This is a genomic window from Pseudomonas sp. GW821-FHT01E05 (assembly GCF_059422425.1).
On sequence record NZ_JBWKWW010000018.1, the window covers coordinates 26,095 to 40,435 of the forward strand.

Annotated in this window: 11 protein-coding genes and 1 riboswitch; of the genes, 1 reads left to right on the forward strand and 10 read right to left on the reverse strand. The window is 60.0% G+C overall.

Features of this window, described 5'->3' with window-relative positions:
- Positions 1-64: 64 nt before the first annotated feature.
- The gene (gene alaS, locus AC07W5_RS27845; protein ID WP_494992739.1) at positions 65-2,695 is read right to left on the reverse strand and encodes an alanine--tRNA ligase; all 2,631 of its coding nucleotides are present in this window, start codon (positions 2,693-2,695) and stop codon (positions 65-67) included.
- A gap of 146 nt (positions 2,696-2,841) precedes the next feature.
- The gene (gene ltaE, locus AC07W5_RS27850; RefSeq protein WP_495024703.1) at positions 2,842-3,846 is read right to left on the reverse strand and encodes a low-specificity L-threonine aldolase; all 1,005 of its coding nucleotides are present in this window, start codon (positions 3,844-3,846) and stop codon (positions 2,842-2,844) included.
- A gap of 219 nt (positions 3,847-4,065) precedes the next feature.
- Positions 4,066-4,237, forward strand: a riboswitch (FMN riboswitch).
- A 122-nt stretch (positions 4,238-4,359) separates the two neighbouring features.
- On the opposite strand from ltaE, the gene AC07W5_RS27855 reads away from it, so the two are divergent.
- Positions 4,360-4,869 (forward strand): 6,7-dimethyl-8-ribityllumazine synthase, encoded by a 510-nt coding sequence (locus AC07W5_RS27855; protein ID WP_494992737.1) that lies wholly within the window; start codon positions 4,360-4,362, stop codon positions 4,867-4,869.
- A 133-nt stretch (positions 4,870-5,002) separates the two neighbouring features.
- On the opposite strand, the gene astE is transcribed toward AC07W5_RS27855, so the two are convergent.
- From astE to argR, 8 genes are all read right to left on the reverse strand, one after another.
- Entirely contained in the window at positions 5,003-6,013 is a 1,011-nt protein-coding gene (astE, locus tag AC07W5_RS27860; RefSeq protein ID WP_494992736.1) for a succinylglutamate desuccinylase, read from the reverse strand.
- Positions 6,014-6,025: 12 nt separating this feature from the next.
- The gene (locus AC07W5_RS27865; protein ID WP_007943895.1) at positions 6,026-6,313 is read right to left on the reverse strand and encodes a hypothetical protein; all 288 of its coding nucleotides are present in this window, start codon (positions 6,311-6,313) and stop codon (positions 6,026-6,028) included.
- Between the two features lie 62 nt (positions 6,314-6,375).
- On the reverse strand, positions 6,376-7,722 hold the full coding sequence (astB, locus tag AC07W5_RS27870; protein ID WP_495011538.1) for an N-succinylarginine dihydrolase: 1,347 nt from the start codon (positions 7,720-7,722) through the stop codon (positions 6,376-6,378).
- A gap of 137 nt (positions 7,723-7,859) precedes the next feature.
- Positions 7,860-9,329: a succinylglutamate-semialdehyde dehydrogenase gene (astD, locus tag AC07W5_RS27875; RefSeq protein WP_495024737.1), complete on the reverse strand. Its 1,470-nt coding sequence runs from the start codon at positions 9,327-9,329 to the stop codon at positions 7,860-7,862.
- A complete protein-coding gene (gene astA, locus AC07W5_RS27880) occupies positions 9,326-10,360 on the reverse strand; it encodes an arginine N-succinyltransferase (protein ID WP_494992734.1) in 1,035 nt (344 codons plus the stop codon). The genes astD and astA overlap by 4 nt, the downstream gene beginning before the upstream one ends.
- 97 nt (positions 10,361-10,457) lie before the next feature.
- Positions 10,458-11,477, reverse strand: a complete 1,020-nt coding sequence (gene aruF / locus AC07W5_RS27885) for an arginine/ornithine succinyltransferase subunit alpha (protein WP_494992733.1) — start codon at positions 11,475-11,477, stop codon at positions 10,458-10,460.
- A 258-nt stretch (positions 11,478-11,735) separates the two neighbouring features.
- Complete coding sequence (locus tag AC07W5_RS27890; protein ID WP_495011537.1) at positions 11,736-12,956, reverse strand: aspartate aminotransferase family protein; 1,221 nt, start codon at positions 12,954-12,956, stop codon at positions 11,736-11,738.
- Positions 12,957-13,304: 348 nt separating this feature from the next.
- Entirely contained in the window at positions 13,305-14,285 is a 981-nt protein-coding gene (argR, locus tag AC07W5_RS27895) for a transcriptional regulator ArgR (RefSeq protein WP_495011536.1), read from the reverse strand.
- Positions 14,286-14,341 lie beyond the last annotated feature (56 nt).

The following is a 14,341-nucleotide window of genomic DNA, read 5'->3' on the forward strand; positions in this document are numbered from 1 at the left end:
CATTAATCATTCAAACTACGCAGGTCCGAAGCCCGCCACTAGACGACGGGCCCGGCTTGGAGCCTTAGATACCCTGCTCTACAAACGGTACGGTCAGGGCCAGTGCGGCATCCAGCGCGCTGGCGTCGATACCGCCGCCTTGCGCCATGTCCGGACGACCGCCGCCCTTCCCGCCCACTGCCGCAGCGGCTTGCTTCATCAAATCACCGGCTTTGAGTTGGCCAGTCAGGTCTTTGGTCACGCCTGCAACCAGAACGACCTTTTCCTCATGCACACTGCCGAGCAGGATCACTGCGCGGCCGAGTTTGTTCTTCAATTGATCGACCAAGGCCAACAACGCCTTGCCGTCCTGACCGTCCAGACGCACGGCCAGCACCTTCACACCCTTGACGTCCAACGCCTGTGCCGACAAGTCATCACCGGCAGCGCTCGCGGCCTTGGCCTGCAACTGCTCGAGCTGTTTCTCCAGCAGACGGTTGCGCTCAAGCACAGACAACAGTTTGTCGATCAGGTTGTCGCGACTGCCTTTGACCAGGCTCGCGGCTTCCTTGAGTTGTTCATCAGCGGCGTTCAGATACGCCAGCGCCGCAGCACCAGTGACCGCCTCAATACGACGAACGCCAGAGGCCACACCGCCTTCGCTGATGATTTTCAGCAGGCCGATGTCGCCCGTGCGATTGGCGTGGATACCGCCGCACAGCTCGACGGAGAAATCACCGCCCATGCTCAGCACGCGCACGCTGTCGCCGTACTTCTCGCCGAACAGCGCCATGGCGCCTTTTTGCTTGGCGGTTTCGATATCGGTTTCTTCGGTTTCGACCTCGGTGTTGCTACGCACTTCGTGGTTGACGATGTCTTCCAGGGCTTTCAACTGCTCTGGCTTGATCGCTTCGAAGTGGCTGAAGTCAAAGCGCAGGCGCTGACTGTCGACCAACGAACCTTTCTGCTGCACGTGCTCGCCCAGTACCTGGCGCAGAGCGGCGTGAAGCAAGTGCGTCGCGGAGTGGTTCAGCGAAGTGGCATGACGCACGTCTGCATCGACCTGAGCCTGCACCGGCGCACCGACGGTCAAGCTGCCCGAAGCCAACACACCGTGGTGCAGGAACGCGCCACCGGTCTTGGTGGTATCGCGCACATCGAAGCGCGCAACACCGGCCTGCGTGCTGGTCATCAAGAACCCGCAATCACCAATCTGGCCGCCCGACTCAGCGTAGAACGGGGTCTGGTCAAGAACCACCACGCCCTCTTCACCTTCGCTCAACACGTCGACCGATTGCCCGTCTTTATAGAGAGCCACAACGTTGGCCGAACCGCTGGTGGCTGTGTAGCCGGTGAACTCGGTGGCCACATCAACCTTGACCAGGCTGTTGTAGTCCATGCCGAACGAGCTGGCGGAACGCGCGCGCACGCGCTGGGCTTCCATCTCGCGCTCGAAACCTGCTTCATCGATCGTCAGGCTGCGCTCACGGGCGATGTCGCCAGTCAGGTCCATCGGGAAACCGTAGGTGTCGTACAACTTGAACACCACATCGCCCGGTACCACGTCGCCCTTGAGCTCGGCCAGATCCTGCTCGAGGATCTTCAGGCCCTGCTCCAGGGTCTTGGCAAACTGCTCTTCTTCAGCTTTCAGTACGCGCTCGATGTGCGCCTGGTTTTGCGTGAGTTCAGGGAACGCCTCGCCCATCTCGGCGACCAGTGCCGCAACGATCTGATAGAAGAAGCTGCCCTTGGCGCCCAGCTTGTTGCCGTGACGGCAAGCACGACGGATGATCCGGCGCAGCACGTAGCCGCGACCTTCGTTCGATGGCAGCACGCCATCAGCGATCAGGAAACCGCAGGAACGAATGTGGTCCGCGACCACTTTCAGCGAAGCCTGGCTGTCGTTGGTGCAACCAATGGCCTTGGCCGAAGCACTCAGCAGGCTTTGGAACAGGTCGATTTCATAGTTCGAGTGGACGTGCTGCAGCACGGCACTGATTCGCTCCAGGCCCATGCCGGTATCCACCGACGGCGCCGGCAGCGGGTGCAGCACGCCATCGGCAGTGCGGTTGAACTGCATGAACACGTTGTTCCAGATTTCGATGTAACGGTCGCCGTCTTCTTCCGGCGAACCCGGTGGGCCGCCCCAGATGTCGGCGCCGTGATCGTAGAAAATCTCGGTGCAAGGGCCGCACGGGCCGGTGTCGCCCATGGTCCAGAAGTTGTCGGAAGCGTACGGCGCGCCTTTGTTGTCGCCGATACGGACCATACGTTCAGCCGGAACCCCGACTTCCTTGGTCCAGATGTCATAGGCTTCATCATCGCTGGCGTAGACCGTGACCCAGAGTTTGTCCTTGGGCAGGTTCAGGACAGAGGTCAGGAAGGTCCAGGCGAAGGTGATCGCATCACGCTTGAAGTAATCGCCGAAGCTGAAGTTACCCAGCATTTCAAAGAAGGTGTGGTGACGAGCGGTATAACCGACGTTTTCCAGGTCATTATGCTTGCCGCCGGCGCGTACGCACTTCTGGCTGCTGACAGCGCGGGTGTAGGCGCGCTTTTCCTGGCCCAGAAAGCAGTCCTTGAATTGGTTCATCCCCGCGTTAGTGAACAGCAGGGTTGGGTCGTTGCCCGGAATCAAAGAGCTGGAGGCTACACGGGTGTGGCCTTGCTCTTCGAAGAAGCGAAGGAAGGCTTCACGGATTTCTGCGCTTTTCATTAGGTTCTTCCACGGAGACTGCGGCCAAAGGCCTGTGCAAAACGTCAAAAGACGGAGCGACGGCAAAGGGCCGCATTATATCGGCGTTAGTGACCAGGTACAGTGTGTTTGTACGATACAGACAGTCAATTGGACGACCAACACCGTCAGTTGCGAGAAAATTCGATAAAAGTCGCTACAACCTGCTCGATCTGTGCGCGACTGACGTCCAGATGGGTGACCATCCGCAACCGCGGGGCCGCACTGAGTTTGATCCCACGCTCAGCGGCGAAGGCTTTCAGCGCTTCGGCTTTGTCACCCAGTTGAACATAAACCATATTGGTCTGCACCGGCTCCACCCCATAACCGGCGTCGAGCAAGCCCTCAGCCAGCAATCGGGCGTTGAGATGGTCATCGGCCAGACGCTGCACCTGATGATCCAGCGCATACAGCCCCGCCGCCGCGAGAGTTCCGGCCTGGCGCATGCCGCCACCGACCATCTTGCGCAGCCGCCGTGCCTTTGCGATCAACTCGGCCGTGCCGCACAGCACTGAACCAATCGGCGCGCCGAGGCCCTTGGACAGGCAAACCGACACCGAATCGAAATGCTGAGTGATCTCCCGTGCGTCGACACCCAGTTTAACCGCTGCGTTGTACAACCGCGCGCCATCCAGATGCAGGGAGAGGCCATGTTCCTGGGTAAAACTGCGCGCTCGGGCCAGATACTCCAATGGCAGGACCTTGCCTTGCATGGTGTTTTCCAGGGCCAGCAAGCGGGTACGGGCGAAATGGAAGTCGTCCGGCTTGATCGCCGCAGCCACCTGCGCCAGGTCCAGCGAGCCATCGGGCTGGACCTCCAGCGGCTGCGGCTGGATCGAACCCAGCACTGCCGCCCCGCCGCCTTCGTACTTATAAGTGTGCGCCTGCTGGCCGACGATATATTCGTCGCCGCGCTCACAATGGGCCATCAGCCCGAGCAGGTTGCTCATGGTGCCAGTGGGTACAAACAGCGCCTGAGCAAAGCCCAGACGCCTGGCCAGCTCGGCTTCAAGCCGGTTCACCGTGGGATCTTCGCCGTACACGTCATCACCGGTGACGGCCGTTGCCATTGCGTGGAGCATCCCGGCAGTCGGTTGGGTCACTGTGTCGCTACGAAGATCGATAACTCTCATGGAACAGGCCTCGGCAATGGGACGTGAACGTCGCGGCTAACTAAACGGGAAAATCCCTTTCGAACTCGATTACTGCGGTCGTCGCACTCGATAGTCAAGGCTTCGGGTAAGAAAAGCCTGCTCAAGCCAACGGAAAATTCGATTCGTATCATCAGAAAGCAGCGATGCGCTGTTCAGAAATATATGTTAAAAACTCTCCGCCGCCAGAAATCCTGGTGGCAACGTTCTCAGGGCGGGGTGTAACTCCCCACCGGCGGTAATTGCGCGCAATGCGCATAGCCCGCGAGCGCTTGGTGACACGAACAGCTTGGGCAGTGTGCGTCGGCAAGGTCAGCAGACCCGGTGTGATCCCGGGGCCGACGGTCATAGTCCGGATGAAGAGAGAACGGGATTGGCGCCAAAGGGCCGTCTCAAGGTACTCGTGCGTATACCTGCACGATTGACCGGAACGTACCCTTAAATCCCCTTCGATTCATAACGCCCTGTTTTTCACACAAACAGGAGTCAGAACAGATGCAACCCACCGCAATCGATAGCAAGAGCAAAAGCCACCACGGCGAGCGCGTCGCGTTTATCCAGGCCTGCTGGCACAAGGATATTGTCGATCAGAGCCGTAAAGGCTTCGTCGCCGAAATGCTCGTCCAGGGCTATCAGGAAAGTGATATCGATTTCTTCGAAGTCGGCGGCGCCTTTGAAATCCCGCTGCACGCCAAGCTACTGGCCAAGTCCGGCCGTTATGCCGGCATCGTCGCTGCCGGGCTGGTAGTGGACGGCGGGATCTACCGCCACGAGTTCGTCGCCCAGTCGGTGATCAGCGGCCTGATGCAGGTTCAGCTGGAAACCGAAGTGCCGGTATTTTCGGTCGTGCTCACCCCGCACCACTTCCATGCAGGCGAAGAACATCAGAAGTTCTTCTTTGAACACTTCCTGCATAAAGGCCAGGAAGCGGCAAAGACCTGTGCCGATACGTTGCACAAGACGCGTGTGTTGCGTCGTAGCGAGCAGCGTGCGGTAGCGGTTTAAGCGTCAAAAGCTTGATGACCGATCATTCCCACGCTCCGCGTGGGAATGCAGCCCGTGACGCTGCGCGTCACAATCCAGAGCGGACGCAGAGCGTCCAGTGAGGCATTCCCACGCAGAGCGTGGGAACGATCATTCAAGCGAGATCGTCGGCGGTGGTTGGCACTATCAGAATCCCTGCCCGCAGCCCGTTTTTGACCTTCGGGTTAGGGAAAATGATCCGCGCGCCCTCTTCTTCGACGATCCAGCGCGTCTGGGCGATGTCCTCGGCCAGCAGATAACCCACTTCCAGCTCCGAGAAGTTCTCGATATCCGCCGGTAAGTTCAGGTGGAATGCATCGCTGTGCTTGATGATTTCCCGCGCCACGCTGAACAGCTGCAAGCCGTTCAACCCTTCGTCCGCCAACGACGGCTCGTTGCCTTCGATAATCTGCTTCAGACGGGTTTCCAGGCGTTCGACGTTAACCCCCTGGTTCTGCCCGAACGGCCGGGCCTTGCCCAACTCGAGGGTGAAGGACTCGGCACCGAGCTTGTCGTAGGTGTACGAACTGAAAACGATGGAGGGTTTGTTCTGCAACAGCACCGCTTCCATACCGGCGGCGCGCAAGCGAACCAGCTCCTGGCGTGAATGCTGGCGACCTTCCTTCCAGGGATACAGCGCGAATTGCTCGATCTTCGAGCCGCGGATCGCGGTGTGCAGATCGTAGTGCAAACGGCTGCGATCCGGCAGGTTGAAGAAGCTCGCTGCCAGACGCTCCAGCTCGCAAGCGCGCAAGGCTTCCGAACCACTCGTCAGTTCGTGACGGCCGTTGAACAGCCGGTTGACGTCCTGGTCGACAAAACGCTCGCCGTGACGCATGGCGTCGGGGTTGCCGAACAGGAACAGAATGCGTGCGCGTGGTTTCAACTCACCACGGGCGATTTCATGTAACAGACGGTCGAGCAGCTCGATTGGCGCTGTCTCGTTACCGTGGATACCGGCTGACAACAGCAGATCCAGGCCATTGTCGCGAGCCTCGGGCGGCCGGACTTCCAGCGCACCTTCGCTCAGCCAGCGCATCCGCACGCCTTCGACAGTCAGTTGAGTCTTCTCCGCCGGTTCGCGGCCGGCGAGGGTCAGTTCAAGCAGTTTGCCGAGGGCGAGCATAGAGCGATTTCCTTAATGGTCGTGTGCGCAATCCGGGCCGTGCACGTGGTCTTCGTCACCGATTTCGGCCGGTTCCATTTCCAGTTGCAGACTTACCAGATTAGTCGCCAATGGACGCAACAGCAGGTTGGCGTACTCAGCGTCGCCTTCTTCAACATCTACACCGATCAGCAACTGGCCGCGGCCGTCGTGCTGAATCCACAATTCTTTGCCTTGCCACATCACCGCAACGCGGGTGCAGGAGGTTTCCAGCTGAGTGCCGTCGGTGTCTTCAAGGATCAGCTGCAGGGTATCGCTCATTATTACGCTCTCATCTGGGATAAAGCTGCACGCCCGGCGCTGTTTGAGCCGGGCGTGGGCTTTCAATTGATCTGGAATGGATAAACCGCGCCCAGTTTAAGGATTTGCGTCAGTTCATCCAGTGCCGTCCGGCACTCAAGCAACAATTGCGGGTCCGCCAGATCAGTTTCACTCAGACGGTCGCGGTAGTGCTTGTCGACCCATTGGGTCAGCGTGCCGTACAACGGCGCGGTCATGATAACCCCTGGGTTGACCGCCGCCAGCTCGGTTTCATTCAGTGCGACGCGAAGACGCAGACACGCCGGGCCGCCACCATTCTGCATGCTCTGCTTGAGATCGAAGACTTTCACTTCGCGGATCAGACCACCAGAACCGGTCAGGCCTTGCAGGTACTGCCAGACGCGGTCGTTGTTCTGGCACTCTTGCGGCACGATCAACAGCATCGAACCGTCGGCGCGCGACAGCAGTTGACTGTTGAACAGGTACGAACGCACGGCGTCTTCTACCGACACCTGGGAACGCGGCACGCAGATCGCTTTGAAATTGCCGCCGCGCTTGGCCAGCTTGGCTTGCAACTCAGCAAGCATTGGCTCGGTGTCGAGGAACGCATCCTCGTGATAGAACAGCACCTCGCCGTTGCCCACCGCGATCACGTCGTTATGGAACACGCCCTGATCGATCACCGACGGGTTCTGCTGGGCATAGACCACACCGTCATCGCTCAAGCCGTGCAGGCGCGCGACCGCTTGCGATGCTTCCAGGGTCTGGCGTGCCGGGTACTTTTGCGGGGCCGGGTAACGGGTGTCGAACGCACTGCGACCGAACACAAAGAACTCGACACCGGCCTCGCCGTATTCACGGCAGAAACGTGTGTGGTTGGCCGCGCCTTCGTCACCGAACTGCGCCACTGCCGGCAACGCGGCGTGATGGGCGAAGTGCTTCTGATCAGCAAACATTGCCCCCAGCACGCGGCTGGTGGTCGGGTGTTCGATGCTGCGGTGGTATTTGCAGTTCAGGTTGGCGGCGGTGAAATGCACGCGACCGTCTGCAGTATCGGCGCTCGGGCTGACCGTGGCGGCGTTGGCCACCCACATGCTCGAGGCCGAGCAGCTGGCGACCAGCAATGGCATTGCCTGCCTGGCGGCTTGCTCGATTACTTGAGCATCGCTGCCACTGAAACCCAGCTTACGCAGGCCGGCCACATCCGGGCGTTCTTGCGGAGCCAGGACGCCTTGTTGAAAGCCCATTTCCATCAGCGCTTTCATTTTCGCCAGGCCTTGCAGCGCCGCTTCCTTGGGATTGGAGGACTGCTGACTGTTGCTCTGGGACGCAACGTTGCCGTAGGACAGACCGCCATAGTTATGGGTCGGCCCCACTAGACCGTCGAAATTGACTTCATAGGATTTCATCAGCGAGGCTCCACGAAAATCTGTTGTTATATATTTGATTCGACCGCTTCGCGGTCATCGCGAGCAAGCTCGCTCCTACATGGATTGCATTGAACCTGTAGGAGCGAGCTTGCTCGCGATAAGACGCCAGAGGCGTCTTACGAAAGCTTCACGCCGGGCGTCAACGCCGTCGGCAACGTCAGGCTCGGTGTTTCCAGCGAGGCTACCGGGTACGCGCAGTAATCCGCCGCGTAGTAAGCACTGGCGCGATGGTTGCCCGAGGCACCCACGCCACCGAACGGTGCGCTGCTCGCAGCCCCCGTCAGCTGCTTGTTCCAGTTGACGATACCGGCGCGGCTTTCCAGCCAGAACTGCTGATAACGCGCCTCGGAATCCGACAGCAAACCTGCCGCAAGACCGTATTGCGTGTCGTTGGCTTCAGCGATCGCAGCTTCAAAGTCAGCGTAGCGGATCACTTGCAGCAGCGGACCGAAGAGCTCTTCATCCGGACGCTCGCTGACCGCAGTCACATCGAGAATGCCCGGTGTCAGCAAGGCCGCCTGGGCCTGCGGTTGAGTCATTTCCAGCAGCGCCACGGCGCCGTTACCGAGCAAGTGCTCTTGAGCTTCCATCAACGCACGGGCGGCGCCAAGGGAAATCACCGAGCCCATGAACGGTGCCGGTTGCTGATCGAAGGCGCCGACTTCAATCGTCGAGCTGACCGCCACCAGGCGCGCCAGCAGCGTGTCGCCCCAGGCGCCTTGCGGCACCAGCAAACGACGGGCGCAGGTGCAACGCTGACCGGCGGAAATGAAGGCCGACTGAATAATGGTGTAGACCGCAGCGTCGAGGTCAGCGACCTGATCGACCACCAGCGGGTTGTTGCCGCCCATTTCCAGCGCCAGGATCTTGTCCGGGCGACCGGAGAACTGCTGATGCAGGTGGTTGCCGGTGCGGCTGGAACCGGTGAAGAACAAGCCGTCGATACCCGGATTGGCCGCCAGGGCGATCCCGGTTTCGCGAGCGCCTTGCAGCAGGTTCAGCACGCCAGCCGGCAAACCGGCTTCGATCCAGCACTTGACCGTCAGCTCGGCGACTTTCGGGGTCAGCTCGCTTGGCTTGAACAACACACAGTTACCGGCCAGCAGTGCCGGAACGATATGCCCATTCGGCAGGTGACCCGGGAAGTTGTACGGGCCGAACACCGCGACCACACCATGTGGTTTGTGGCGCAATACGGCGGTGGCGTCGCCCAATGGGCCGCTCTTCTCGCCGGTACGCTCACGGTAGCTTTGCACCGAGATGGCGATCTTGTTGATCATGCTGGTGACTTCGGTGGCCGACTCCCACAGCGGTTTGCCGGTTTCTTCACCGATGCAGCGGGCCAGATCGTCGGCGTGGTTTTTCAGGCTGGCGGCGAAGGCCTCCAGCACACCGATCCGATCTTCCAGTGAACGCTTGGCCCAGGCCGCAAACGCCTGGCGAGCCGACTGCACGGCAGACTCGACTTGCGCGGCGTTCGCGCCATTGCCGGACCACAAGACCTGCTGGGTTACCGGATTCAGCGACTCGAAGGCTTCGCCCTGACCTGCCAGCCATTCACCAGCGATGTAAAGCGTACTCATTATTTCGACTCCCGAGAAACTGGCTGGGCCGACAACGGCACAGCACGTACCTGATCGCCCGCATTGAGTTTAAGGCGTTTGGCAGTCAACTGATCGACCACCAGAGTGCCCGCCGCGAGACGTGCTGGAGCAGCAGTGATCCGGCAGTCTTCGCGCTTGCGGTTGTGGATCAAAAATGGCGTAGCGTCGTCACCCGGGGTGCCGATGGCCAGCACTAGCGCCTGGCTGTCGCGCACTGCACGGATCTTGCCGGTTTCGCATTCCACGGCCGGGCCGGCGTCGAAGATGTCGACGTAACCCTGATAGCTGAAGCCTTCGCTCTTGAGCATCGCCAGTGCCGGTTCGGTGTCAGGGTGAACCTGGCCGATCACATTGCGTGCGCCCTCGGAGAGGAAGCAGGTGTACAGCGGGAACTTTGGCATCAGCTCGGCGATGAACGCCTTATTGCCCACGCCGGTCAGGTAATCAGCCTGGCTGAATTCCATTTTGAAGAAGTGCCGGCCCAGACTTTCCCAGAACGGCGAGCGCCCGGCGGCGTCGGACACACCGCGCATTTCGGCGATGATCTTGTTGCCGAACAGCTGCGGGAATTCGGCGATAAACAGCATCCGCGCCTTGGCCAGCATGCGGCCGTTGAGGCCACTGCGGTAATCGGCATGCAGGAACAACGAGCACAGCTCGGAGTTGCCGGTCAGGTCGTTGGCCAGGAACAGCGTCGGGATCTCGCGGTAGATATTCAGCTCCTGGGAAGCGCTGACGGTCAGACCGACCCGGAAGTTGTACCAGGGCTCGCGCAGGCCAACCGCACCGGCAATCGCGGAAATGCCCACGACGCGACCGTTGTCATCTTCGAGCACGAACAAATAGTCCGCGTCACCGCGTGACGCTTCGCCGCGAAAAGTCTTTTCCGCCCAACCGACCCGATGCGCCAGGCGCTCTTCGTTGGCCGGCAAGGTGGTCAGGCCGGTGCCAGTGCTGCGGGCAAGTTCAATCAGAGCGGGTAAATCGCTGCTGCGTACGGGACGAACGATCATGCTATCTCCTCAAACAGGTGGCGTGTGGCGCCACCCGCGAAACTCACTGCTTTCCAGGATTCTTTCCAGGCACTCTTTATCGGCATGGCAGCAGGCGTTAAACCGCCACCAGGCGCACGCTGGCACCTTCGCCGACGCCCAGGGCTTCGGCCGTTTCAAGATCCAGGGTCACCGGTTTGCCCGGCGCGTAGTCCAGTTCCAGCATTACCGCTCGGTAATCCTGCAGTTGTGCGTTGGATACCAGGTACTGACGCCCGCCACCCTTGGCGACTTCACCGATTTTCACCGGTACTACACGGCTCTGAGCGATCGAACGAATCCCGGAAACACGGGCATGCAAGGTCGGACCACCATCGAAGATGTCGATGTAGTGATCGGTCTCGAAGCCTTCGCGCATCAGAATGTCGAAGGTGATCTGCGCTCGCGGATGCACCTGCCCCATCGCTTCTTGAGCGGCATCGGGCAGCAGCGGCACGTAGATCGGGTAATGCGGCATCAGTTCAGCGAGGAAGGTCCGGCTTTTCAGCCCGCACAGACGCTCGGCGGCAGCATAGTTAAGGTCGAAGAAGTTACGGCCGATGGCGTCCCAGAACGGCGAATCGCCATTCTCGTCGCTGTAACCGACGATCTCGGTCACGACCGAATCAGCGAAACGTTCCGGGTGGCTGGCGACAAACAGTAGACGACCACGGGAGTTGAGTTCCGACCACGGCGAACCCACCAGCTCCGGGACCACATAGAAGCTGGTCAGCAGGCTGTTGCCAGTCAGGTCATGGCACTGGGAAAGCACGTGAATCTTGTTATGAATCTTCAGTTCACGGGAGGCGTGAACGAAGGTTTCATTACGGAAACTGTAGAACGGCTCGGAGTAACCGGCCGAAGCAACGATCGCCGAGCAGCCGACCAGTTTGCCGGTGGTCGTGTCTTCGAGAACGAAGAAGTAGCTCTCTTCACCGTTGAAGCTGACTTCGGCGGCGAACGAAGCTTCGGACGCGGCGATCTTGTCGCTCAGGCGTTCGATATCATCCGGCAGGGACGTGACACCAATCGGGCTGTCCGCAGCCAGACGCTGTACCTCGCCCAGATCAGCCATTTGCGCGGGGCGCATCACCAGCATGGTGTCACTCCTTACTGAAAAACAGGTCGGCAAAAGTGCCAACTCGGGGAAAAAAATGCCGGGCAGGCCCGGCACAGGAATTTGGCTCAACGCTTACTACAAGAATAGGCGTTGAGGGAGTACCACGGCCTGAATCAGATCCCTGTAGGAGCAGCCGGTCGACGCTCGATTGCTCGCGATGGAGGCATAACAGTCGACATCAATGTTGGACGTCAGACCGCTATCGCGAGCAAGCTCGGCTCCTACAGGGCCGCGGGATCAGGCTTGAGTCAGTTTTGCCACGGCGCGTTCGAAACGCTCCAGGCCCTGCTCGATATCGGCATCTTCAACCACCAGGCTTGGCGCGAAACGAATCACGTCCGGGCCGGCCTGCAGAATCATCAAACCTTCACGCTCTGCTGCGTTGAACACGTCTTTGGCCTTGCCTTTCCAGGCATCGCTCAGCACGCAGCCGATCAACAGACCGAGACCACGAACCTCAGTGAACAGGCCGTATTGCTTGCCGATCTGCTGCAGACGGGTCTTGAACTTGTCGTGCTTGGCTTTGACGCCGTTCAGCACTTCTGGTGTGTTGATCACGTCGATCACTGCTTCCGCCACAGCGCAAGCCAACGGGTTGCCGCCGTAAGTGGTGCCGTGAGTACCGACCACCAGGTGCTTGGCCAGTTCTTCGGTGGTCAGCATTGCCGCGATCGGGAAACCGCCACCCAGGCTCTTGGCGCTGGTCAGGATGTCCGGGGTCACGCCGTAATGCATGTAGGCGAACAGCTCGCCGCTGCGGCCCATGCCGGTTTGCACTTCGTCGAACACCAACAGCGCGTTGTGCTCATTGCACAGCTCGCGGGCGCCCTGCAGATAAGCCAGCTCGGCCGGCAATACGCCGCCCTCGCCCTGAACCGGTTCCAGCACCACGGCGCAGGTCTTGTCGGAGATCGCGGCTTTCAGCGCTGCCAGATCGTTGAACGGCACGTGAGTGATGCCAACGATCTTCGGGCCGAAGCCGTCGGAGTACTTCGACTGACCGCCCACGTTCACGGTGAACAGCGTACGACCGTGGAAGCTGTTCAGCGCGGCAATGATTTCGTATTTTTCCGGGCCGAAACGGTCGTGAGCAACACGACGGGCCAGCTTGAAGGCGGCCTCGTTGGCTTCGGCGCCGGAGTTGCAGAGGAACACGCGCTCGGCAAAGGTAGCGTCGATCAGCTTATGGGCCAGGCGCAAGGCCGGCTCATTGGTGAACACGTTGGACACGTGCCACAGTTTGTTCGCCTGTTCAGTCAAGGCACCGACCAGCGCCGGGTGCGCATGGCCCAATACGTTAACCGCGATTCCACCACCGAAATCGATCAGCTCACGACCCGACTGATCCCAGACTCGGGAGCCGGCACCGCGCACAGGAATGAAAGCAGCAGGCGCGTAGTTGGGAACCATTACCTGGTCGAAATCGGCGCGTTGCACCGGAGCATGCTCAACGGACATCGGAGTCTCCTGAAGAGGAACACCCGCCTGAAACTGGCGAGCGATGGGGGGATTGTAAGGACAGTTTTCAGCTTGGCCTTGCCGCCAAGCGACAACTTCTTATAGCGCCAAACCCGGTTTTAGCCGGGTTTATGGCAATGCGACAAATAGCGTCGCAAAGGCGCAGTTTAAACTGCTTGCGAGGATTTGCGGCTGGGTTGGGGAATTTGATTTGCACAGGGTTGGGAGGTGTGGTGCTGGTGATGGCCTCATCGCGAGCAAGCTCGGCTCCTACAAGAGTCCCGCAATACCTGTAGGAGCCGAGCTTGCTCGCGATAGCTATATCAAAGACACAACAGAGCTTGAAACTCAGCCGCGCTCTGAAGGCACCGACGACAATTCGAACGGGCTGCTGCTACGGCGCTGGTTGCGGTCTTCGCGCGGGGTGGCGCCGAAGAAGTTGCGGTAGGCGCTGGAGAAGTGCGGCCCCGAGGAGAAGCCACAGGACAAACCGATCTGGATAATCGATTTGCTGGTCTGCATCAACATCTGCCGGGCCTTGTTCAGGCGCAGTTCCAGGTAATACTGGCTCGGCACGCGGTTGAGGTACTGCTTGAAGATCCGCTCCAGCTGTCGACGGGACACGCACACGTGCTGCGCGATTTCGTCGGTGGTCAGCGGCTCTTCGATGTTCGCCTCCATCAGCAACACCGCTTGCGTGAGCTTCGGATGGCTGGAACCGAGGCGGTTCTGCAATGGAATGCGCTGACGCTCGCCGCCTTCGCGAATCCGCTCCACCACCAACTCTTCGGACACGGCGCCCGCCAACTCGGCGCCGTGATCACGAGCCAACACGGCCAGCAGCAGATCCAGCACCGACATCCCGCCGCAAGCGGTCAAGCGATCGCGATCCCAGTCGAACAGATGGCTGGTGGCGATGACTTTCGGATAACGCTCGGCAAAATCATCCTGCCAGCGCCAGTGCACGGCGGCGCGGTAACCATCGAGCAGGCCCAGTTGCGCCAGCGGGTAGACACCGGCAGACAAACCACCGATCACACACCCTGCGCGTACCAGTTGTTTGAGTGCACTGCTGAGCGCCGGCGCAAGCGATGTCGGCGGTTCATCCGCCAGCAGAAAAAGCTTCTGAAAACCTTCGAGCTTCCCGACCCAAGGCTCACCCGGCAATTGCCAGGCCCCTTCGGCTGGCACTTCGGCCTGCAGAAACGAGAGTTCGTAAACAACATCCGGATGCACGCGCTGAGCAACACGCAAGGCCTCCTCAGCCAGCGCCAGCGTCAAGGCTTTAGTGCTGGGCCAAATCAGGAAACCAATTCGATGGGCAGTCATGGCGTGCAATCCGAAACGAAAACAGTGTTAAAAGCCGAAGGCGGCAGCAACCAAAT

Excerpts from the sequence above, each read along its gene's own strand:
- AC07W5_RS27855 (WP_494992737.1), top strand. The coding sequence starts at position 4,360 with ATGCAACCCACCGCAATCGATAGCAAGAGCAAAAGCCACCACGGCGAG.
- AC07W5_RS27890 (WP_495011537.1), bottom strand. The coding sequence starts at position 12,956 with ATGTCCGTTGAGCATGCTCCGGTGCAACGCGCCGATTTCGACCAGGTA.
- argR (WP_495011536.1), bottom strand. The coding sequence starts at position 14,285 with ATGACTGCCCATCGAATTGGTTTCCTGATTTGGCCCAGCACTAAAGCC.
- alaS (WP_494992739.1), bottom strand. The coding sequence starts at position 2,695 with ATGAAAAGCGCAGAAATCCGTGAAGCCTTCCTTCGCTTCTTCGAAGAG.
- ltaE (WP_495024703.1), bottom strand. The coding sequence starts at position 3,846 with ATGAGAGTTATCGATCTTCGTAGCGACACAGTGACCCAACCGACTGCC.
- astA (WP_494992734.1), bottom strand. The coding sequence starts at position 10,360 with ATGATCGTTCGTCCCGTACGCAGCAGCGATTTACCCGCTCTGATTGAA.
- astB (WP_495011538.1), bottom strand. The coding sequence starts at position 7,722 with ATGAAATCCTATGAAGTCAATTTCGACGGTCTAGTGGGGCCGACCCAT.
- AC07W5_RS27865 (WP_007943895.1), bottom strand. The coding sequence starts at position 6,313 with ATGAGCGATACCCTGCAGCTGATCCTTGAAGACACCGACGGCACTCAG.
- astE (WP_494992736.1), bottom strand. The coding sequence starts at position 6,013 with ATGCTCGCCCTCGGCAAACTGCTTGAACTGACCCTCGCCGGCCGCGAA.
- aruF (WP_494992733.1), bottom strand. The coding sequence starts at position 11,477 with ATGCTGGTGATGCGCCCCGCGCAAATGGCTGATCTGGGCGAGGTACAG.